The organism is Luteimonas kalidii (genome assembly GCF_029887935.1).
Lineage (GTDB): Bacteria > Pseudomonadota > Gammaproteobacteria > Xanthomonadales > Xanthomonadaceae > Luteimonas > Luteimonas kalidii.
The window spans coordinates 100736-121927 of sequence record NZ_JARXRO010000010.1 but is presented as its reverse complement, the minus strand read 5'-3'; the positions used below and the strand labels follow the sequence as shown (position 1 = coordinate 121927).

Sequence of the window (21192 nt, the reverse complement as noted above, 5' to 3'; positions counted from 1 at the left end):
GCGCGCTGCGTCCGCAGCGCCGAACCAGTACGCTTGCCGCGCCCGCTCCGTGCGGGTCCCGCCGCTTCCGTATCCCGCCATGTCCCGCATCCTCCTGGTCGAAGACGAACGTGCCATCGCCGACACCGTGGTGTACGCGCTGCGCGAGGAAGGTCACTCGGCTGTCCACTGCCTGACCGCCGGCGATGCACTGCGAGCGGCAGGGGACGAGGCGTTCGATCTGGCGATCCTCGACGTCGGCCTGCCGGACCTGGGCGGCTTCGCGCTGTGCCAGCGGCTGCGCGAGGGACGCGACCTGCCGGTGATCTTCCTCACCGCGCGCCAGGAGGAGGCCGACCGCATCCGCGGGTTCGAGCTGGGCGCCGACGACTACGTGCCCAAGCCGTTCTCGCCGCGCGAACTGGTGGCGCGGGTGCGTGCGGTGCTGCGTCGCGCCGGCGCAGGCGCAGACGCGCGAGCCGGCCACGCCGCCGGCTTCGAGCACGATCCCGGGGGCATGCGCATCCGCTTCCGCGGCCGGCTGCTGGAGCTGACCCGCTACGAATACGGCCTGCTGGCCGCGCTGCTGGCGCGGCCCGGCGCGGTGCTGTCGCGCGCGCAGCTGATGGACCGGGTCTGGGGCGATGCGCTGGACACGGGCGACCGCACCATCGACACCCACGTCAAGACCGTGCGCGCGAAGCTGCATGCACTCGCGCCCGACGCCGACCCGATCCGCACCCATCGCGGGCTCGGGTACTCGATCGACGCGGACTGACCCGATGCGGATCGGACTGCGCATCCTGCTCGGCTACTTCGTGATCGTCGCGCTGGCCGGCTTCCTGCTCCTGCGCGTGTTCGTGCAGGAGGTCAAGCCCGGTGTGCGCCAGGCGATGGAGGACACCCTGGCCGACACCGCCAACGTGCTGGCCGAACTGGCGGCCGACGACCTGCTCGCCGGCCGCATCGCCGACGGACGCTTCGCCGCGCGCATCGCCAACCTGCGCCAGCGTGACCTGGACGCGCGGATCTGGGACTTCGACAAGGATGCGGTGAGCTACCGCATCACCGTTACCGATGCCGCGGGCATCGTGGTCTTCGATTCGGCGGGCCGGGACGTGGGCCGCGACCATTCGCGCTGGAACGACGTGTACCTGACCCTGGGCGGCCGTTACGGCGCACGCTCGACCCGCAGCGATCCGGACGACGACAGCTCGTCGGTGATGTACGTGGCCGCCCCGGTGCGCGACGGCGAGCGCATCGTCGGCGTGCTCACGGTGTCCAAGCCCAACCGCACGATCGAACCGTTCATCCAGCGCAGCGAGCGCATCGTGCGCAACTGGGGCCTGGTGCTGCTGGGGACGGCGCTGGCGATCGGGCTGCTGGCGTCCTGGTGGCTGTCGCGCCAGCTCGGCGGGCTGCAGCGCTACGCGCGCGCCGTCACCGAGGGCGAACGCGCCGTGCCGCCGCGCTCGGCCGGCGAGTTCCGCGAGCTCGGCCAGGCGCTGGAGACGATGCGTGACCGGCTCGAGGGCAAGCAGTACGTCGAGCAGTACGTGCACGGGTTGACCCATGAACTCAAATCGCCGCTGACGGCGATCCGGGGCGCGGCCGAACTGCTCGAACGCCCGCTGCCGGAAGCCGACCGGATGCGCTTCGCCGCCACCGTGCGCGAACAGGCCGAACGCCTGGCCCGCACCACCGACAAGCTGCTGGCGCTGGCGGCGGTGGAACATCGCCAGCGGATCGAGCAGCCCGAGGCGATCGATGTGCCGGCGCTGCTCGACGAGGTGGCCGCCGACGCTGCGATACGCGCGGCCGAGGCCGGCGTGCGGATCGAGCAGCGCGTCGAGGGCGCGCCGCCGCTGCTGCGCGGCGACCCCTTCCTGCTGCGGCAGATGCTCGGCAACCTGCTCGACAACGCGGTCGACTTCTCGCCGGAGGGCGGGGCGGTCGGCCTCGCGGTGGTGGTCGAGGAGGAGCGGCTCCGGTTCGAAGTGATCGACCAGGGCCCCGGCATCCCGGACTACGCCACCGGGCGTGTGTTCGAGCGCTTCTACTCGCTGTCGCGACCGCGCACCGGGGCGCGCAGCAGCGGGCTTGGACTGGGCTTCGTGCGCGAGGTGGCGGCGCTGCATGGGGGCGAGGCCACCTTGCGCAACCGGCCGGAAGGCGGCGCCGTCGCCGTGGTGACGTTGCCGGTCCCGTAGGCCCGACGCGAGCACTTCACGTTCGCCTCACCGTCGCGCCATCGTCGCCTCGCAGGCGCGCGCCACGCTGCGCACCGACAACCCACGAGGAGCGGTGCGATGCGGCTTTGGCTGAAGATCCTGATGGTGCTGGGCATGACCCTGGCGATCCTGGTGCCGCTGGTGCTGGTGCGCGGCGTGATCCACGACCGCCAGCTCCATCGCGCGCAGGCGGTGCAGAGCATCGCGCGCAGCGAGGCGGCGGCGCAGGGGATCGCCGGGCCGGTGCTGGTGGTGCCCTGGACCGAGGTGGTCGAGGTGGAGGAGAAGGGCGCGCGCGGCGAGGTGGTGCGACGGGTGCGGCGCGACGGCGAGAGCGGGCAGTGGCTGTTCTTCCCCGGCTCGCAGGCGCTCGACGGCACCCTGCGCCCGTACACGCGTCGACTGGGACTGCACGAGGTGCGCATGTATGCGCTGGAGGGACGGCTGTCGGCCACGTTCGACGCGCGTATCCCGCGCGACGCGGACCCGGCGCTGCCGCGCCGCATCGGCCAGCCATGGCTGGCCTGGGGCCTGGCCGACGTGCGCGGCCTGCGCGGCGCGCCGCGGCTGCAGGTCGACGGCGCCGGCACGCCGCTGCTGCAGGGACTCGGGCACCGCGACGCGCCCGGTGTGCACGTGCGCCTGGCCGTGCCCGCGGCCGGCGCGCGCCTGGCGCTGACGACGCAGCTGGAGTTCGAACTGGCCGGCGCGGAATCGCTGGCGATCGCGCCGCTCGCCCAGCAGACGCGGGTCACGCTGGCATCGGCCTGGCCGCACCCGCGCTTCAATGGCGCCTTCCTGCCCACCCGGCACGAGATCGATGCCGACGGCTTTCGCGCGACCTGGCAGGTGTCGTCGCTGGCGACCAATGCCCAGGCGCAGTACCGCGGCGGCGCGTCGCTGTCGTCCGCGTCGGTCGCGCAGCTGGGCGATGGCCTCGACGGCGGCCTGGACGCGATCGCGGTCTCGCTGGTGGATCCGGTGGACGGCTACGCCCAGGCCGACCGCGCCACCAAGTACGGGCTGCTGTTCGTGCTGCTGACCTTCGTCGGCTTCTTCATGCTGGAGCTGGTGAAGCAGCTGCGCATCCATCCGATCCAGTACGGCCTGGCGGGGCTGGCACTGGCGATCTTCTTCCTGCTGCTGGTCAGCCTGTCCGAACACATCCCCTTCGGCTGGGCCTACCTGGCGGCCGCGACCGCGTGCATCGGCCTGCTCGGGTTCTATCTTTCGCACGTGTTGCGCAGCCGCGCGCGCGGCGCCGGCTTCGCGCTGATGCTGGCGACGCTCTACGGCGCCCTGTACGGCCTGCTGGTGTCGGAAGACAACGCGCTGGTGCTCGGCTCGGGTCTGCTGTTCCTGATCCTGGCCGCGATCATGGTGGTGACCCGCCGGGTGGACTGGTACCAGCTGTCGACGGGCGGCCCGCCACGCCTGCCCTGACCCGGATGCGGCCGGGCACGCATGGTACCCGGCCGCCCGGGTCACGGGGAGCGCGGCGGCCCCTCCAGTCGCCGCGCGACGGTTCGCCATGCCGGGCACTGCCGTGGAGCGCCGTTCCGCTGCACGGCATCGCTCGACCCCGGTGCGACTCGAGCGTTGCGTCAGGAGCGTGGCGTTGACCCCTCATCGCGTGCACCCGTGCGCTGCCGGCGGCATCATGGAACCTTCCCGCACAGCGCCCCCAAGATGCCGCATTCACCCCCGTTGCCCGCGCACGCCTGGCGGATCGAGACCGCGAGCGGACCGGAGGCGTCCCGGCATCTCGAGCACATCGCCGCGTTGCGCATGGCGGTGTTCCGCGAGTGGCCCTACCTCTACCAGGGCGACGCGGCCTACGAACGCGACTACCTCGCGGCGTACGCCGCGTCGCCGCGCAGCGTGTTCGTGCTGGCGCTGGCGGGAGACGAGATGGTCGGGGCGGCCACCGGGATCCCGCTCGCGGACGAGGCGGCGGCGTTCCGCGTGCCGTTCGAGGCGCAGGGGACAGATCCGGCGCAGGTGTTCTACTTCGGCGAGTCCGTCCTGCTGCCGCAGTGGCGCGGCCACGGCATCGGCCACGCCTTCTTCGACGGCCGGGAGGCGCATGCGCGCACGCTCGGCGGCTTCGCCTGGACCGCGTTCGCGGCGGTGGAGCGCGACCCCGATGATCCGCGCCGTCCGGCCCACCCGCGCAGCCACGCCTCGTTCTGGCGCGGTCGCGGCTACGCGCCCCGTCCCGGTCTGGCGATGGAGCTGGAGTGGACGGAACCCGGCCGCGGTCCGTGCATGCACGCGCTGCAGGTGTGGATGCGCGCGCTGGAGCCGGCATGAGGATCGCAGTCGCGCACTACGCGGTGGGCCAGCCTGCGGAGTTCGGGGCGTTCGCCGCACGTCAGCGGCGGATCCTGATCGAGGCCGCGTCGAATGGCGCGCGCATCGCGGTGCTGCCCGAATACCTGTCGCTGGAGCTGGCGGCGACGTTCGAACCCTCCGTCGCAGCCGACCTGCACGCCTCCCTCGCCGCGGTCCAGCAGCACAGGGCGGCATGGATCGACCTGTTTTCCGGCCTCGCGCGCGAGACCGGCCTGCTGGTGGCGGCGGGCAGCTTCCTGCTCGACGTCGGCGGCGCCCGCGCCCGCTACCGCAACCGCTGCGACCTCTTCCTGCCCGGCGGCGGGCAGGCCTGGCAGGACAAGCTGCAGCTGACCGGGTTCGAGCGCGGCGCCGGCGTGATCGAACCCGGCGGCGCACTGAAGGTGTTCGAGTTCGAAGGCCTGCGCCTGGGAGTCGCGGTCTGCTACGACATCGAGTTCCCGCTGCCGGTGCGCGCGCAGTGCGAGGCTGGTGCACGCCTGCTGCTGGTCCCCAGCTGCACCGATACCGCGGCCGGCGCCACCCGGGTGCGGGTGGGCTGCCTGGCACGCGCGCTGGAGAACCGCTGTTTCGTGGCGCAGGCGGTGACCGCCGGCGAGGCGCCGTGGAGCGCGGCGCTGGACGTCAATACCGGGGAGGCGGCCGTGTTCGCGCCGATGGACACGGGGTTTCCGGCCGATGGCGTGCTGGCCTGCGAGCACAGCGGCGCGCAGGCCGGCGCGGGCTGGGTGTTCGCGGATATCGATGTCGCGGCGCTGGAGGTGAGCCGCGCCACGGCCCAGGTCGCCAACGACCGCGACTGGCCCGGACAGTGCGTGCCCGCGCTGTCGACGGCACGGGTGGAACGGCTCGGGTAAGCGACGCAGCCACCCCCCGTGTCGTGGTGATGCCTGGAGACACCGCGGCCGGGGCATCGCACCCGGGATGTCAGGATGCGAGCAGCGGCAGCCCGATCCAGAGGGACAGGCCCGCGAGTCCACCACCGATCGCGGTCGCCGCGAGCACGTCGCTGGGGTAGTGCAGGCCGAGTACCACGCGCGAGATGCCGACGCTCGCGGTGAACGGCAGCAGCAGCCAGGCCAGCGCCGGATAGTGCGCCGACGCGACCACGGTGAACGCGACCGCATGCAGCGTGTGCCCGGACGGAAAGCTGAACTCGTCCAGCGGCGCGATCCAGGCGCGGATGCGTCCGTCGGCCGCGAACGGCCGCGGCCGGCGCGTCCAGCGCTTGAGCCCCTTGTACAGGCTCAGGGCGACCACGCCGGTGACCGCCAGGTGCAGGCTGGCGAGCAGTCCCTCGCGGCCGTCGACCAGCACCATGGCGGCCATCAGGGTGTACCAGAACACGCCATCGCCGAGCCGGCTGATCGCGGCGAAATAGCGCCGGATCGACAGCCGGGAGCCTGCGCGGTTGGCGCGCAGGCACCAGCCCGAATCGCTCTGGGACCACCAGCTAGGCTGCGGCGCGGTGGACATGTGCGGACTCCGGTTCGTGCAGGTTCGACAGCAGATCGTCGAAGTCGGCGGCCACGCGTGTCGGCGAGAGCCCCAGCACCGCCTGGCGCGCGGCTGCGCCCATGGCGCGCATCGCGTCGGCATCGCTGCCGATGCGCGCGACCGCGTCCACGAACGCGTCGCCGTCGCCGGGCACGATGGCCGCTCCATGCTCGCCATCGCGCAGGTGTTCGCGCGCCGCGCCGTAGTCGTAGGCCACCACCGGGACGCCGCTGGCCATCGCTTCCAGGGTGACGTTGCCGAAGGTTTCGCTCAGGCTCGGGAAGGCGAACAGGTCGGCGCACGCGAACAGCCGCGCCAGCGCCTCGCCACGACGCACGCCGGTGAACACGAAGTCGGGATTCTCACGCTGCAGCGACGCGCGCATCGGCCCTTCGCCGACCCACACGTAGCGTGCATCCGGCCGCTGCGCCTGCAGGGCGCGGAAGGCGCGTACCGCCAGTGCCAGGTTCTTCTCCGCCGCGATCCGGCCGACGTGGATCACCAGCGGCGCGTCCGTGGCGACCCCGATCGATGCCCGCAGCGCGGCGTCGCGGCGCACCGGGTCGAACAGACCGGTGTCCACTGCACGCCGCAGCAGACGCACGTGCGCGAAGCCGCGCGCGCGCAGGAAGATGTCGAGTTCCCGGGTCGGCACCAGGGTGGCGTGGGCCCGATTGTGGAAATGACGCATCCAGCGCAGCGCCACCGGCTCAAGCCAGGGCATGCGGTAGTCGCGCATGTAGGTGTCGAAGCGGGTATGGAAGCCCGTGGCCACCGGAATGCCGGCGCGGCGCGCGGCGCGCAGGGCGGACCAGCCCAGCGGACCCTCGGTGGCGACGTAGACCGCATCCGGACGCGCGTCGCGCCAGGTCCGTGCCAGCGTTGCGGTGGCAGGCAACCCGGCACGCAGTCCCGGGTAGCGTGGTAGCGCGATCCCGCGCACGAGCAGTTCATCGGCCTCGGGCGGTGTCGCCCCGTCCTGCCGCGGCCGCACGATCGACACTGCATGGCCGCGTTCGCGCAGCCCGGTCTCGAGCGACCTGACGGTCAGCGCGACGCCGTTGACCTCGGGGGGGTAGGTCTCGGTGACGATGGCGTAATGCATGCGGCCTCCGCGTTCGGGCCATGCTGCAACGCGGGCATGAAGGGCCGGTGGCAGGCGCGTGACCGCGCGATGACGGCGGGGCCGCGCCGCGGCGGCGTGGGGCCGACGGACAGCGGTCTCAGTCGGCGCTGATGGCCAGCTGTACGCCGAGCGTGGCGATGTCGGCCGGTTCGCCCTCGAGGTCGGCGCGCAGCAGGGGCCGGTTCTCCAGCCAGCGCCGGGCCAGGCGCAACGTCATCCGGTTGTCCTCGACCTCCAGGTCCAGGCGCGGGATCGGATCGGCATCGCGCGCGCGGTGCAGCAGCGCCGAGACGCGCAGCAGCGCCGCGGTGCGCCGGGCCGCGCCGAGCAGGCGGTCGGGCAGGGCGTCGAAGGCGGACTTCGGGATCCGCCGCCGGTGGGTACGCACCAGTGCCGCCAGGAACTGCTGCTCCTGGCGCGAGAAGCCGGCGATGTCGGAATGCTCGATCACGTAGGCCCCGTGCACCTGGTACTGGCTGTGCGCAATCGCCAGGCCGAGTTCATGCAGCCGCGCGGCCCAGGCCAGCATCAGCAGGTCGTCCGGTTCGAGCTTCCACGCCGGCGCGGCCTGCTCGTAAAGGCGGATGGCGGTCGCCTCCACGCGCGAGGCCTGGTCCACGTCGATGCCGTAGCGCAGGGTGAGCGCGTCGATCGACGCCTCGCGTGGATCGTGTTCGCTGCCCCGTCCGAGCATGTCGTACAGCACGCCCTCGCGCATCGCCGCCTTGCTCACTGCCATGCGCGCGAGCCCGAGCGCATCGAATGCGGCTTCCAGGACCAGCACGCCGCCGGCGATGATCGGGCGGCGGTCGTCGGACAGGCCGGGCAGGTCGATGGCCTCGATGCTGCCGGCCTGCAGCAGCCGGTCGCGGACCTGGGGCAGCGCCTCGGCAGTGACCGCTCCCTTGGTGAGCTTCATCGCCGCGCAGATCTCGCCGATCGCCTTGCAGGTGCCGGAGGCGCCGATCGCCTCGTTCCAGCCCAGGGTGCGATAGGCGTTGGCGAACTGCTGGAACTCCGCACCGACCTCGATCACCGCCTCGCGCCACTTCCTGCGCGACAGCTTGCCGTTGCCGAAGAACCGTCGCGTGGTGGCGATGCAGCCCACCTGCAGGCTTTCGCGCTCGATGGCCTGGAAGCCGCGGCCGATGATGCATTCGGTGGAACCACCGCCGATGTCGACCACCAGCCGCAGGCTGTCGGGCTTGGGCGGTTGGGCGTGGGCGACGCCGAGGTAGATCAGGCGCGCTTCCTCGCGGCCCGAGATCACCTCGATGCCGTGTCCGAGCGCGGTCTCGGCCGGCACCAGGAACGACTGCGGCGCGGCCAGCAGGCGCACGGTGTTGGTGGCGAGCGCGCGCACGCGCTGCGGCGGGATGTCGCGGATGCGCTGGCCGAACCGCGCCAGGCAGGTCAGCGCGCGCTGGCGCACGTCCAGCGACAGGCCGCCCTTGACGTCCAGTCCCTCGGCCAGGCGCACCGTCTCGCGCAGCCGGTCGACGATGCGCAGCTGGCCCAGCGTGTAGCTGGCGACCACCATGTGGAAGCTGTTGGAACCCAGGTCGATCGCGGCCAGCATGTCCCCGTCGCGCAGCGGCGAGGTCAGGGATCCCGCACGGGCGAGCGCATCCATCATCCGCAGAGTTTCGCCAGCAGGGAGGCTTGCGCCGAGTGCGGCATGGTGTCGCCGTCGGGCGCCAGCTTGCGGTAAACCCCGTCCTCGTGCAATTCCCAGGCGTTGAGGTTGTCGGCGAGGTAGTTGTCCAGCGCCTCCTCGCGTACGCGGGCGGCGATCTCGGGGTCCAGCACCGGGAAGCAGGTCTCCACCCGGCGCAGCAGGTTGCGCTCCAGCCAGTCGGCGCTGGAGCAGAACAGCTCGGGCTGGCCGTCGTTGCCGAACCAGTACACGCGGTGATGCTCGAGGAAGCGGCCGATGATCGACCGCACCCGGATGTTCTCCGATACGCCGGGCACGCCGGGACGCAACGAACACGCGCCGCGCACGATCAGGTCGATCGACACGCCGGCCTGCGAGGCCGCGTACAGCGCGCGCATCACCTGCGGTTCGTTGAGCGCGTTCATCTTGGCGATGATCCGCGCGGGTCGGCCTGCGAGCGCGTGCCGGGTCTCGCGTTCGATCCGCGCCAGGATCCCGGTGTGCAGCGTGAACGGCGACTGCAGCAGGCGCGTGAGCGAGATCGCCGGCGCCAGCCCGGAGAGCTGCTGGAAGATCAGGTGCACGTCGTTGCCGATGTCCGGATCGGCGCTGATCAGGCCGAAGTCGGTGTACACGCGTGCGGTGCCGGAATGGTAGTTGCCGGTGCCCAGGTGCACGTAGCGCCGCAGCTTGCGGCCCTCGCGCCGCACCACCAGCAGCATCTTGGCGTGGGTCTTGTAGCCGACCACCCCGTAGACGACCTGCACGCCGGCCTCCTGCAGCCGGTCGGCCAGTCCGAGGTTGGCTTCCTCGTCGAAGCGCGCACGCAGCTCCACCACCACGGTCACGTCCTTGCCGTTGCGCGCCGCCTGCACCAGGTGCTCGACGATCGGCGAGTCCTTGCCGGTGCGGTACAGCGTCTGCTTGATCGCGAGCACGTTCGGGTCTTCGGCCGCCTGCTTGATCAGTTCCAGCACCGGCGCGAACGCGTCGAACGGGTGGTGCAGCAGCACGTCGCCCTCGGCCACCAGCTCGAAGATCGCGTCGACGTTCTTGGGCACCCGCGGCTGGAACGCGGCGAACTTCAGGTCCGGCCGCTGCACCAGGTCGTAGACCTGGATCACGCGGTTGAGATTGACCGGCCCGTCGATGCGGTAGACCGCGTTTTCAGGCAGCTCGAAGTTCTGCAGCAGGGTGCGCACGATCGGCTTGGGGCAGCTGGCCGCGATCTCCAGCCGCATCGCGCGCAGGTAGCCGCGTCCCTGCAGTTCGTCGCGCAGCGCCAGGGCGAGGTTCTCGACCTCGTCCTCGTCCACGATCAGTTCGGAGTTGCGCGTGACCCGGAACTGGTAGGCGCCCTTGACCTCCATGCCCGGGAACAGTTCGTGCACGAACTCCGACAGCACCGAGGACAGGAACACGAAGTCGTACTCGCCGCCCGAGATCCGTTCGGGCAGCTGGATGATGCGCGGCAGCGAACGCGGCGCGCGCACGATCGCCAGGTTGCCGACCCGCCCGAACGCATCGCGCCCTTTCAGCACGACCACGATGTTGAGCGACTTGTTGAGGATCTTCGGGAACGGATGCGCGGGATCCAGGCCCAGCGGCGAGAGCACCGGCATGATCTCGTCGCGGAAATAGGCGCGCAGCCAGCGGGTCTGGCGCGCGGTCCACTGCGCGCGGCCCAGCACGCGCACGCCGTTGGTGGTCAGCGCCGGCCGCAGCACCTCGTTCCAGCACCGGTACTGCGCATCCACCAGTTCCGCCGCGCGGTCGTGGATGCGGCGCAGCACCGTGGCCGGCGCCAGCCCGTCGGGCGGCGCGGGCACGGTGCCGAAGTCCTGCGCATGGCGCACGGTGGCGGCGCGGATCTCGAAGAACTCGTCGAGATTGGTGCAGGAGATGCACAGGTAGCGCAGCCGCTCCAGCAGCGGGACCGAGTCGTCCTGCGCCTGCGCCAGGACGCGGAAGTTGAAGTCGAGCTGCGAGAGTTCGCGATTGAAGTAGAGCGCAGGGTCACGCAACGGATCCGCATCGTCGGCTTCGGCCGCGGCCGCGAGCGGACGCGCCGGGCGCGCGCCCCGGCCGCGGGTCGTGGCGGGGGTGTCCGCACCATCGGCGGGTCGGTTCACGGCATTGCTCCGGACGTGGTTGGGTCGCGCGCTTCGATCCGCTCGGCGCCGAAATGGCAGGAAAACAGGCTGCCGCGCCCCACTTCGCTGGCGATCTCCAGCCGCGCGTGGTGCAGGTTCAGCACGTGCTTGACGATGGCGAGCCCCAGGCCGGTACCGCCGGACTCGCGCGAACGGCTGGTGGACACGCGGTAGAAGCGCTCGGTGAGCCGTGGCAGGTGGGCGGCCGGGATCCCGAAGCCGCTGTCGCGCACCGACAGGACGAGTCCGTCGTCGTCGCGCGCCAGGCGGATGGCGATGGTGCCGCCGGCGGGGGTGTAGCGCACCGCGTTGCTGACCAGGTTGGAGAAGGCGCTGTGAAGTTCCTTGGTGGAACCACGCAGGTCGACGCCCGCCGCGTCCTCGACCGTGACCACGTGCCGGCCCTGGCTCAGGGCCTCGGCCTCGCGTCGCAGGGTCGAGAGCATCGATCCCATCGCCACCGTCTCGCTGTCGATGCCTTCCTGGGCCTCGAGCCGCGACAGGGTCAGCAGGTCCTCCACCAGTTGGGTCATGCGCTGTGACTGCAGCTGCATCTCCGAGAGCATCGGCGCCCACTCGGGGTGTTCCTGCGGATCGAGCATGTCCAGGTAGCCGTGCACCACGGTCAGCGGCGTACGCAGTTCGTGCGAGACGTTGGCCACGAAGTCGCGGCGCACCTGCTCGAGCCGCATCATCTTGGTGACGTCGCGCGCGACCACCAGCCACAGGTCTTCGGAATACGGGATCAGCCGCAGGTTCAGACGGATATCGGACGAAGTCGGCGACGGCGCATCGAGCAGAGGCTCGGCATTGCGCCCGGCCGCGAGCCAGTGCGAGATCTGCAGCGTGCGCAGGCGCTCGCCCAGTGGTTGTCCGATATCGCCCGGGTAGCGCAGGCCGAGCAGGCCGGTGGCGGCGGCGTTGAACCACTGCACGCGCTGGGTGTTGCGTTCGACCACGATCACCGCGTCGGGCAGGGCGGCGGCGACCGCGCGATACGCGCGCAGCATCGCCACCAGGCGCCGCTTGCGCGCGCGCATGTTCTCCTGGTTCGCCCGCAACTGGCGTTCGAGCTCGTTCCAGACGCCTTCGCCGCTGGCGATCGGCTGCCGCTGGCGCGACGTCAGGCGCGCGAGCACCCGGCGCAGTCGCCAGTAGTGCCAGGCCACCACGCCCAGCGCCGCAAGCGCCAGCGCCAGCCAGACCTGGCCCAGCACCAGTCCCGTGAACAGCGCCGCCGCCAGCACCAGCACGAGCTGGCCCAGGGTGCGGGTCCACGCGGATCGGGATCGGGGGGGCATGGCGTGAAGTCGGGCGATCGGGATGGCCGGTTGCGAAAACGAAGGCGGGGCGATTCGATGATATCCGCTCGCGGCGCGGGGCCGCTGCGGACCCCGCGGGCGGCAACGCGTGGCGCGATGCGTCAGACCGACGCGGAGAAGCGGTATCCCGATCCGCGCACGGTCTGCACCATGCCGTCGAGACCGGCGGGCTCGAGCGTCTTGCGCAGGCGCCGGATGTGGACGTCGACGGTGCGCTCCTCCACGTACACGCTGCCGCCCCAGACGTGGTCGAGCAGCTGGGTGCGGCTGTAGACGCGCTCGGGGTGGGTCATGAAGAAGTGCAGCAGGCGGTATTCGGTCGGCCCGATGCTGACCGGCTCGTCGCCGGCGAAGACCCGGTGCGCGGCGCCGTCGATGCGCAGCCTGCCGACGCTGACGCTGCCGTCCTCGTCGTCCTCGCGCGAGCGCCGCATCACGGCGCGGATCCGTGCCAGCAGTTCGCGCGCGGAGAACGGCTTGACCACGTAATCGTCGACCCCGGCTTCCAGCCCGCCGACGCGGTCGTTCTCCTCGCCGCGGGCGGTGAGCATGATGATCGGCACCTCGCGCGTCAGCGTTTCCTTGCGCCAGCGCCGCGCCAGCTCCAGCCCGCTGGTGCCGGGCAGCATCCAGTCGAGCAGGATCAGGTCGGGGACCCGGTCGGCGATCGAGGACTGCGCCTCGCGCGCGTCCCCCGCGTGGGCCGGCTCGAAGTCGCCCTTGCGCAGGGCGAAGGCCACCATTTCGCGGATCGCGGGTTCGTCGTCGACGATCAGGATGCGCTTCTGCACGTTTCGTCCTGCGGTGCCGGCCACATCGGCCGCTTCCGGCATTAGACGACAGTTTTATGACCGGTTTGTGACTCCGGTCCGGGCGGACTCCGTGGCCCCTGATTCGCCGGTCAGCGCCGGCGGTGCAGGTCCGGGTCGCGGATGCCCTGGCGCCGCAGTTCCAGCACCACGGGCGTGATCTGCGCGATGCGCGCGTCGATCCGCGCCCGCGCGTAGTAGTCCAGGTCCTCGCGCTTCTTCAGCGTGTTGAGCTGGACCAGCGCCTGTTCCTCGCGCCCGCTCAGGTAGGCGGCCTCGGCCCAGGCCTCGCCCGCGCGCGCCGGGTCGCCGGCGATCTCGCTGGCGCGGGCGAAGGTGCGCTGGAAGGCGGGATCACCGCTGCTGGAGGCGAGCAGGGGTCGCAGCACTTCCTGCGCGCGGCGGCCTGCCTCGGGCGTGTTGCGCGCCACCAGGACATCGGCATAGGACAGGGCAACGGCCGGATGGCGCGGCATGCGGACCAGCAAGGCTTCGAAGCGGCGGTCGGCGTCCGCGGGACGGCCGGCATGGGCCTGCGCCTCGGCCAGTCCGATTTCTAGCCAGACATCGCCCGGGTTGCGGGACAGCAATTCCGCCAGCGCGGTGGCCGCCGGCTCGCCGCGGCCGGCCCGCACCTGCGCGACCGCCAGTCCGTAGCGCTGGGCGTCGTCGAGCGGTGCCGCGGTGGCCATGCGCTCGTATTCGCGGATCGCGGCGTCGGCCGTGTTGGCGCTGAGCACGCGCAGGCGCTCGCGCGCCCAGCCGAATTCACGCCGCTCGCCCGCGTCGAGCCCGCCGCCCAGGCTCAGCCCGGCGGGCAGAAGGGGGTTGTCGCCCGCGCCCAAGCCGTCGGGCACCACCACGCCGTCGATGGAGATGCGCTCGGTGCGCCGCGCCCCGGGCGTGGACACCGTGCCGGTGACCGACGCGCCAGCCAGTCGCTCGGCGCGATCCTTGGCCTCGCTGATGCGGGTGGTGGTGACGGGGTGGGTCCGCAGATAGTCGGGCAGGCGTTCGCGTTCGCCGCCCTGGTTGGTGCGAGAGGCCGATTGCATGCGCTCGAACATGCTGGCCATGGCCACCGGTTCGTAGCCGCTGCGCGCCAGGGTGCGGATGCCGATGCGATCGGCCTCCGACTCGTTGGAGCGGGTGTAGTTGATCTGGCGCTGGGCCATCAGCCCCTGGGCGCTGGCGACGGCGGCCATCGCCGCATCGTCTGAGGAATTGCCGCCGGCGCTCTGCGCGACCGCGATCGCGCCCAGCATCGCCAGCAGGATCGGGATGCTGTCGCGCTGCGCGCGCTCCACGCTGCGCAGCACATGGGCCTGGGTCACGTGCGCCACCTCGTGCCCCAGCACCGCCGCCACTTCGTCCTCGGTCTCGGCGGCGAGCACCAGGCCGGCGTTCATGCCGATGTATCCGCCCAGGGTGGCGAAGGCGTTGATGTTGCGGTCCTTCATCATGAAGAACGTGAAGCGCTGCTCGGGATCGTCGCTGGCGGCGCCGAGGCGGTTGCCGGTGGCCTGCAGCCAGCCGTCGACCAGCGGGTCCTCGAGCACGTAGCCGTAATGGCGCAGCTGCGCCAGCATCATGCGGCCGTACTCGGACTGCTGTGCCGGGCCGAGCACGCTGCCCGCGGACGAACCGATGTCCGGCAGGCGCGTGTCCTGCGCCGGGGCACGCACGCTGGCGACGAGCAGCACCAGCAGGGCCGTGACCAGCAACGGGGCGTGACGGGCGATGCGCAGGGGCATGGGCGGCTCGGGCAGGCAGTCGGTCAAGCATGCAGGGAGGTCCGGGCATGCGAGTGAATCCGATGTTAATCGGCCGCAGCGTATCGTCCATGGAGGTGGAAAAGCGTAACGGCGGCAGCCACCATTCGACCCACGTTCGCATTCGAGGTTCCCGACATGGACCAGCAACCCGCGCCGGGCGCCGCGCAGCCGCCCATCACCGTGTACACCAGCGCGATCTGCGGCTATTGCGTGGCCGCCAAGACCTTCCTGCGCAGCCGCGGGCTGACGTGGGACGAGGTGCGGATCGACCTCGACCCCGCCGAACGCGAGCGCATGGTCGCACGCACGCGGCGCAGCACCGTGCCGCAGATCTTCGTCGGCGACGTGCATGTGGGCGGATACGACGACATGATGGCCCTGCACCGCGCGGGCGGCTTCGAGGCCCTGCTGCAGCCGGCCCCGACCGGGACGGACGGCTAGGCCGCGTCATGGAATCCGATGCCATGGAACACGACGAAGCCGATCGCGTGCGCGCGTTCACAGAGTTCCGCCAGCGCATGAACACGCGCATCCTGGCCGAGCCCAACCAGGTCGTGCGGCGCTTCTTCGCGCTCGATACCCAAACCTACCAGGCCGGTGCGCTGGACGTGAAGACCAAGGAGCTGCTCGGCCTGGTCGCCTCCCTGGTGCTGCGCTGCGACGACTGCATCAGCTACCACGTGGCCCAGTGCCGCGAGGCAGGTGTGAGCCGCGAGCAGTTCTTCGAGACGTTCTCGGTCGGTCTGGTGGTCGGCGGCAGCATCGTGATTCCGCACCTGCGGCGTGCGGTGGACTTCCTCGACCGGCTCGAGCAGGGCGAAGGCGACGCGCCGCCGCCGCACGATCACGCCGGCGGCTGACGATCCGCGCCTGGCCGCCGGGCCGTGCCGGGACTGGGGCGCGGGGTCCGTTTCGGGCATAATTTCAGATTGAACTATTTCAACGCCGCGCGCTTTGCGCGGCGTCTTTCCGCACGGAATCCCCTACATGACGCAGACAATCACGGTCATCCGCGGCGACGGTATCGGCCCGGAGATCATGGACGCCACCCTGTACGTGCTCGACGCGATGGGCCTCGGCCTGGCCTACGAAGAAGCCGATGCCGGTCTGGTGGCGCTGGAGAAGCATGGCGAACTGCTGCCGCAGGCGACCATGGACTCCATCCGCCGCACCCGCATCGCGCTCAAGAGCCCGCTGACCACGCCGGTGGGCGAGGGCTTTTCGTCGATCAACGTCGAGCTGCGCAAGCGCTTCGACCTGTACGCCAACGTGCGCCCGGCGAAGTCGTTCCCGAACACGAAATCCCGTTTCCCGAGCGGGGTCGACCTGATCACGGTGCGCGAGAACACCGAGGGCGCCTACATCGGCGAGGGCCAGACGATCACCGAGGACGGCGAGACCGCGACCCTGCTGCAGAAGGTCACCCGCAAGGGCTCCGAGCGCATCGTCCGCTACGCCTTCGACCTGGCGCGCAACACCGGCCGGAAGAAGGTCACGGTGGTGCACAAGGCCAACATCCTCAAGACCACTTCGGGCCTGTTCCTGAAGGTGGCGCGCGAGGTGGCGGCGCAGTACCCCGAGATCGAGTGCAACGAGATGATCGTCGACAACACCTGCATGCAGCTGGTAATGCGGCCGGAGCAGTTCGACATCATCGTCACCACCAACCTGTTCGGCGACATCATCTCCGACCTGTGCGCGGGCCTGGTCGGCGGCCTGGGCCTCGCGCCCGGCGCGAACATCGGCAAGGACGCGGCGATCTTCGAGGCCGTGCACGGCACCGCGCCGGACATCGCAGGGCAGGGCAAGGCCAACCCGTGCGCGCTGCTCCTCGGCGCGGCGCAGATGCTCGACCACATCGGCAAGCCGGACGATGCCGCGCGCCTGCGCAAGGCGATCATCGCCACGCTCGAGGCGCAGGACTCCCTGACCCCCGACCTGGGCGGCAGCGGCAACACGATGTCGTTCGCGAAGGCGATCGCCGGCAGGACCTGATCCCCGGCGGCGGCCGGATGGACGGATGGGGCGCTTCGGCGCCCCATCTGCGTTGCAGGAAGCGCGCAGCCGTCCGAGGCGCCGCGCAAGCGACGCCCGGCATGGCCACCGCCCTTGCCGCGTCGCCCGCATCCGCAGTAGCCAGGGCGGACCGTCGGCGCATCATTCCCGTCCGGACTGGCGTCATGCCGCCGATGCGCATGACGCGCGGGGTGCGACATCGCACAATCGCCGCCTTCCTTCCGCGGGCATCCCGATGGACGAACGCTCCGGCGCCCTGGCGCTGACGCCCCTGCTGCTGTTCCTGGTGCTGTTCTTCGGCGCGGGCCTGTACTTCACCGGCCAGGGCGACGCCATGGGCTTCTACCAGCTGCGCGCGCCGGTCGCGATCCTGCCGGCCCTGGCGCTGGCCGCGCTCATCGCCTGGCGGCGCAGGCTCGGCGCGCTCGACACCCTGCTGCGCGGCATGGGCGACCCGGGCATCGTGCTGATGTGCCTGATCTTCCTGCTGGCAGGCGCGTTCGCACAGGTGTCGCGTGCGATCGGCGCGGTCGACGCCGTGGTCGCCCTGGGCGTGAACACGCTGCCTCCAGCGCTGCTGCTGCCGGGCCTGTTCGCGGTGGCTGGTGCGGTGTCGCTCGCCATCGGTACCTCGATGGGTACGATCGCGGCCGTGGTGCCGATCGCGGCGGGCGTGGCCGACGCCGCCGGGCTCGACCGCGTCCTGGTGGTGGGCGCGGTGGTGGGCGGCGCGATGTTCGGCGACAACCTGTCGGTCATCTCCGACACCACCATCGCCGCCACCCGCACCCAGGGCGCGCAGATGCGCGACAAGTTCCGCGAGAATTTCCGCATCGCGCTGCCCGCGGCACTGGCGACGATGGTGCTGCTGGGCGTGGCCGGCGAGCCGGCGCCGGTCGAGTCGACTGAATCGACGCCGGCCTGGCTCGCGCTGCCCTACCTGCTGGTGCTGGGCCTGGCGCTGGCAGGACTGGACGTGCTGCTGGTGCTGTCGGTCGGCATCGTCGTGGCCGGGGCGTTCGGCTTCGTCCTGGCGCCAGCATATGGTCCCGCGGGTCTGGTCGCCGACATCTGGGCCGGGTTCGAGGGCATGACCGAGATCCTGCTGCTGTCGCTGCTGGTCGGCGGGCTCGGTGCGCTGATGAAGGTCGCGGGCGGGCTCGACTGGCTGTCGCGGATGATCGCGCGTTTCGCACGCGGCCACCGCGGGCGGCGCACGGGCGAATTCAGCATCGCCGCGCTGGCGGGCACGGCCGATGTGTTCACCGCCAACAACACGGTCGCGATCCTAGTCGGCGGCAGCGTGGCGCGCGACATCGCGCAGCGCCACGGCATCAGCCCGCGCCGCGCGGCGAGCGTGCTCGACATCTTCGCCTGCGTGCCGCAGGGCCTGCTGCCCTACGGCGCGCAGCTGCTGCTGGCGGCGTCGCTGGCGAGCGTCTCGCCGTTCGCCCTGGCGGGCAGCGTCTGGTACTGCTGGCTGCTGGCGCTGGCCGCGATCGTGTTCATCGCCTGGCCACGCGCGCCGCGCGCCACGGCGGCGCCGGCGACCGACCCGCCCTGAAACACGGAAGGGCGCCAGCGGCGCCCTTCCCGAACCACGCGAATGACCCGACCCCGCTCAGTTGCGCGACTGCAGCTTCGCCAGCAGGCGCAGGAACTCGATATACAGCCACACCAGGGTCACCATCAGGCCGAAAGCGCCGTACCACTCCATGTACTTCGGCGCGCCCTGCTCGACGCCGCTCTCGATGAAGTCGAAATCGAGCACCAGATTCAGCGCCGCGATCACGATCACGAACAGGCTGAAGCCGATGCCGACGATGCCGCTTTCATGGATCAGCGGGATCTGGATGTTGAAGAAGCCCAGCACGATGGTCGCCAGGTAGACCAGCGCGATGCCGCCGGTGGCCGCGACCACGCCGAGCTTGAAGTTCTCGGTGGCCTTGACCAGGCCCGTGCGGTAGGCGAACAGCAGCGCGAACAGGGTGCCGAAGGTCAGCATCACCGCCTGCATGACGATGCCTTCATAGAAATGGTTGTACAGCGCGGAGATGGCGCCGAGGAAGAAACCCTCCACCAGCGCATACAGCGGCGCGGTGACCGGCGACCACTCCTTCTTGAACGCCGTGACCAGGGCCAGCACCAGGCCGCCGATCGCGCCGCCCCACACGTACACCGAGAAGCCGGGCGCCGGCGTGCCGTCCGGGCCCAGGGCCTGGGTCCAGGCGAACGCGGAGGTCATCACGGTCAACAGCAGCAGGAACCCGGTCTTGTTGACCGTGCCGTTGAGCGTCATCGCCTGGCCGTCGCGCGAGACGACGGCGCCGCTGCCGAGGTCGAGGAAGGTGGATTCTTTGAGGACCGGGTTGCCGCTGCGCATGGGTGCCTGCACCTGGAAGTTGGAGCCGGACTGAAGGATACACCGCGTGAATGCTCCGGCGCGCCGGACGGCGGGCGGTGGCGCGCGTTGACACCGATCGACCCCCTCCGGACAATGGCCCACCCCGCCGGACCCCAGGGCCGGCGCGGGTTCGGATCGACCGCTCGTCACCGGCCGGGGTATAGCGCAGTCTGGTAGCGCGCCTGCTTTGGGAGCAGGATGTCGGGGGTTCGAATCCCTCTACCCCGACCATCGTGTCCCGTCCGGGACGGCTATCATGCGCGCAGGCGCCCGTAGCTCAACCGGATAGAGCACCGGCCTTCTAAGCCGGTGGTTGCAGGTTCGAGTCCTGCCGGGCGCGCCAGCCGTTTCGCGCGGTCGGCATGCGGGGCAGGGGTCCGGACTCGGGTATCCTGTGCAGTTCCTGTGGTGGCTGTAGCTCAGTTGGTTAGAGTCCTGGATTGTGATTCCAGATGTCGGGGGTTCGAGTCCCCTCAGCCACCCCATTCCATCCCTCCGGCCGGTTCCCTCGGGTGCTTGCCGGAACGCGTACGTTTGTTACAATGTGCGCCCGTTTTGCGGGCCGTTAGCTCAGTTGGTAGAGCAGTTGACTCTTAATCAATAGGTCCAAGGTTCGAATCCTTGACGGCCCACCAGTTCGACGAGACGCCCGGCTTCGGCCGGGCGTTCTCGTTTCGGGCCAGCCGTCACCGGATTCGAACCTCCGGTTCGCCTGCTGCGCAGGTCCGGCCACGCGCAGCGCGCGTGGCGTTCGCCCGGGTGCGAACCGCTGGTTCGCAGGCGGCCCGGGCTCACCCTTGACGGCCCACCAGTTCGACGGGACGCCCGGCTTCGGCCGGGCGGTCTCGTTTCGGGGCCAGCCGTCGCCGGATTCGAACCTCTGGTTCGCCTGCTGCGCAGCTCCGGCCACGCGCAGCGCGCGTGGCGTTCGCCCGGGCGCGAACCGCTGGTTCGCAGGCGGCCCGGGCTCACCCTTGACGGTCCACCAGTTCGACGGGACGCCCGGCTTCGGCCGGGCGTTCTCGTTTCGGGGCCAGCCGTCGCCGGATTCGAACCTCTGGTTCGCCTGCTGCGCAGCTCCGGCCACGCGCAGCGCGCGTGGCGTTCGCCCGGGCGCGAACCGCTGGTTCGCAGGCGGCCCGGGCTCACCCTTGACGGCCACCAGTTCGACGAGACGCCCGGCTTCGGCCGGGCGTTTTCGATTGCGCGTGCCCGCAGGCACGGCCGCGTTGCCGCGTCCCGGCGCTAAGATTGCGGCGCGCGAAAGTGGCGGAATTGGTAGACGCCCTGGATTTAGGTTCCAGTGCCGCAAGGCGTGGGGGTTCGAGTCCCCCCTTTCGCACCAACCCTCCCAATCAGTTCAGGGGCGTGACCAACTCGCGAGCGTTGGCGAGTGCAGGACGTCCGGCCCCTCCCGTACCGGGAGCCTGCCGGCCCGAGCGAGCCGCCCGCGCGCTGGCCAATGCACCACCTTTTGCTTGGCGTTCGCCAGCCGCGGCCCTGCCTCGCTGCCCCGCCTGTCGGTGTTCAGGCGCGCGGCCCCGGGGGCAGCGCACAGGCGAGGCCGCGCGCAGGCGGAGGCCGGGGCGGCGCGGCGGGCATCGGCGACCGGCGGCGCGTGAACGGACGACACAAGCTGGCTTGCAGCCCACCCTGACATCGGCCGGTCGATGACGGCAGCGAGGCGGCTGGTCGCGATGACGCTCGTTGCCGTTCCCCGGCCCACCTTCGCCTCAGGCCCGGCGGCGCGCCTTGGGCAGCAACCGGGTGCAGCAGCCTCAACGACTGCCCATCGGAAGGCTCTGCGTGGTTCCGGACGCCGCCTTGGCGCCGGCCAGAGTCCGGATGACGGTCCCCCGGGCGACGCC

General features: G+C 71.1%; 17 protein-coding genes and 5 tRNA genes. 14 read left to right on the top strand and 8 right to left on the bottom strand.

Annotated features, from left to right (window positions below):
- Positions 1–79: 79 nt before the first annotated feature.
- The 5 genes from creB (at position 80) to QFW81_RS03305 (ending at position 5422) form a co-directional block, all read left to right on the top strand.
- Positions 80–757 carry a two-component system response regulator CreB gene (creB, locus tag QFW81_RS03325; protein ID WP_280577135.1) on the top strand — a complete coding sequence of 226 codons (678 nt, stop codon included), beginning with the start codon at positions 80–82 and terminating at the stop codon, positions 755–757.
- A 4-nt stretch (positions 758–761) separates the two neighbouring features.
- A complete protein-coding gene (gene creC / locus QFW81_RS03320; RefSeq protein WP_280577134.1) occupies positions 762–2189 on the top strand; it encodes a two-component system sensor histidine kinase CreC in 1428 nt (475 codons plus the stop codon).
- 99 nt (positions 2190–2288) lie between these two features.
- A complete protein-coding gene (gene creD, locus QFW81_RS03315; protein ID WP_280577133.1) occupies positions 2289–3653 on the top strand; it encodes a cell envelope integrity protein CreD in 1365 nt (454 codons plus the stop codon).
- Positions 3654–3938: 285 nt separating this feature from the next.
- On the top strand, positions 3939–4523 hold the full coding sequence (locus QFW81_RS03310; protein WP_425603961.1) for a GNAT family N-acetyltransferase: 585 nt from the start codon (positions 3939–3941) through the stop codon (positions 4521–4523).
- Positions 4520–5422, top strand: coding sequence for a carbon-nitrogen hydrolase family protein (locus tag QFW81_RS03305; protein WP_280577131.1), 903 nt, complete (start codon positions 4520–4522; stop codon positions 5420–5422). The genes QFW81_RS03310 and QFW81_RS03305 overlap by 4 nt, the downstream gene beginning before the upstream one ends.
- 70 nt (positions 5423–5492) lie before the next feature.
- Here the strand turns inward: QFW81_RS03305 and QFW81_RS03300 are convergent, their stop codons facing one another.
- The 7 genes from QFW81_RS03300 to QFW81_RS03270 form a co-directional block, all read right to left on the bottom strand.
- The gene (locus tag QFW81_RS03300; RefSeq protein WP_280577130.1) at positions 5493–6041 is read right to left on the bottom strand and encodes a phosphatase PAP2 family protein; all 549 of its coding nucleotides are present in this window, start codon (positions 6039–6041) and stop codon (positions 5493–5495) included.
- A complete protein-coding gene (locus QFW81_RS03295) occupies positions 6019–7167 on the bottom strand; it encodes a glycosyltransferase family 4 protein (RefSeq protein ID WP_280577129.1) in 1149 nt (382 codons plus the stop codon). The genes QFW81_RS03300 and QFW81_RS03295 overlap by 23 nt, the downstream gene beginning before the upstream one ends.
- Positions 7168–7285: 118 nt before the next feature.
- Positions 7286–8821, bottom strand: a complete 1536-nt coding sequence (gene ppx / locus QFW81_RS03290) for an exopolyphosphatase (RefSeq protein ID WP_280577128.1) — start codon at positions 8819–8821, stop codon at positions 7286–7288.
- A complete protein-coding gene (gene ppk1 / locus QFW81_RS03285; RefSeq protein WP_280577127.1) occupies positions 8821–10977 on the bottom strand; it encodes a polyphosphate kinase 1 in 2157 nt (718 codons plus the stop codon). The genes ppx and ppk1 overlap by 1 nt, the downstream gene beginning before the upstream one ends.
- Complete coding sequence (phoR, locus tag QFW81_RS03280; RefSeq protein ID WP_280577126.1) at positions 10974–12299, bottom strand: phosphate regulon sensor histidine kinase PhoR; 1326 nt, start codon at positions 12297–12299, stop codon at positions 10974–10976. The genes ppk1 and phoR overlap by 4 nt, the downstream gene beginning before the upstream one ends.
- 122 nt (positions 12300–12421) lie before the next feature.
- Positions 12422–13111: a phosphate regulon transcriptional regulator PhoB gene (gene phoB, locus QFW81_RS03275; RefSeq protein ID WP_280577125.1), complete on the bottom strand. Its 690-nt coding sequence runs from the start codon at positions 13109–13111 to the stop codon at positions 12422–12424.
- Positions 13112–13221: 110 nt separating this feature from the next.
- Positions 13222–14883 carry a M48 family metalloprotease gene (locus QFW81_RS03270; protein WP_280577124.1) on the bottom strand — a complete coding sequence of 554 codons (1662 nt, stop codon included), beginning with the start codon at positions 14881–14883 and terminating at the stop codon, positions 13222–13224.
- Between the two features lie 156 nt (positions 14884–15039).
- On the opposite strand from QFW81_RS03270, the gene grxC reads away from it, so the two are divergent.
- From grxC to QFW81_RS03250, 4 genes are all read left to right on the top strand, one after another.
- On the top strand, positions 15040–15345 hold the full coding sequence (grxC, locus tag QFW81_RS03265) for a glutaredoxin 3 (RefSeq protein WP_280577123.1): 306 nt from the start codon (positions 15040–15042) through the stop codon (positions 15343–15345).
- Positions 15346–15368: 23 nt separating this feature from the next.
- Positions 15369–15764, top strand: coding sequence for a carboxymuconolactone decarboxylase family protein (locus QFW81_RS03260; protein ID WP_280577122.1), 396 nt, complete (start codon positions 15369–15371; stop codon positions 15762–15764).
- Positions 15765–15891: 127 nt separating this feature from the next.
- Positions 15892–16899, top strand: coding sequence for an isocitrate dehydrogenase (locus QFW81_RS03255; protein ID WP_280577121.1), 1008 nt, complete (start codon positions 15892–15894; stop codon positions 16897–16899).
- 256 nt (positions 16900–17155) lie between these two features.
- Positions 17156–18484, top strand: coding sequence for a Na+/H+ antiporter NhaC family protein (locus QFW81_RS03250; RefSeq protein ID WP_280577120.1), 1329 nt, complete (start codon positions 17156–17158; stop codon positions 18482–18484).
- Positions 18485–18541: 57 nt separating this feature from the next.
- On the opposite strand, the gene QFW81_RS03245 is transcribed toward QFW81_RS03250, so the two are convergent.
- A complete protein-coding gene (locus QFW81_RS03245) occupies positions 18542–19303 on the bottom strand; it encodes a Bax inhibitor-1/YccA family protein (protein ID WP_280577119.1) in 762 nt (253 codons plus the stop codon).
- A 175-nt stretch (positions 19304–19478) separates the two neighbouring features.
- On the opposite strand from QFW81_RS03245, the gene QFW81_RS03240 reads away from it, so the two are divergent.
- From QFW81_RS03240 to QFW81_RS03220, 5 genes are all read left to right on the top strand, one after another.
- A tRNA-Pro gene (locus QFW81_RS03240) sits at positions 19479–19555 on the top strand.
- 35 nt (positions 19556–19590) lie between these two features.
- Positions 19591–19667, top strand: a tRNA-Arg gene (locus tag QFW81_RS03235).
- Positions 19668–19732: 65 nt separating this feature from the next.
- Positions 19733–19809: transfer RNA gene (locus QFW81_RS03230), tRNA-His, on the top strand.
- Between the two features lie 74 nt (positions 19810–19883).
- A tRNA-Lys gene (locus QFW81_RS03225) sits at positions 19884–19959 on the top strand.
- 625 nt (positions 19960–20584) lie between these two features.
- Positions 20585–20669, top strand: a tRNA-Leu gene (locus QFW81_RS03220).
- Positions 20670–21192 lie beyond the last annotated feature (523 nt).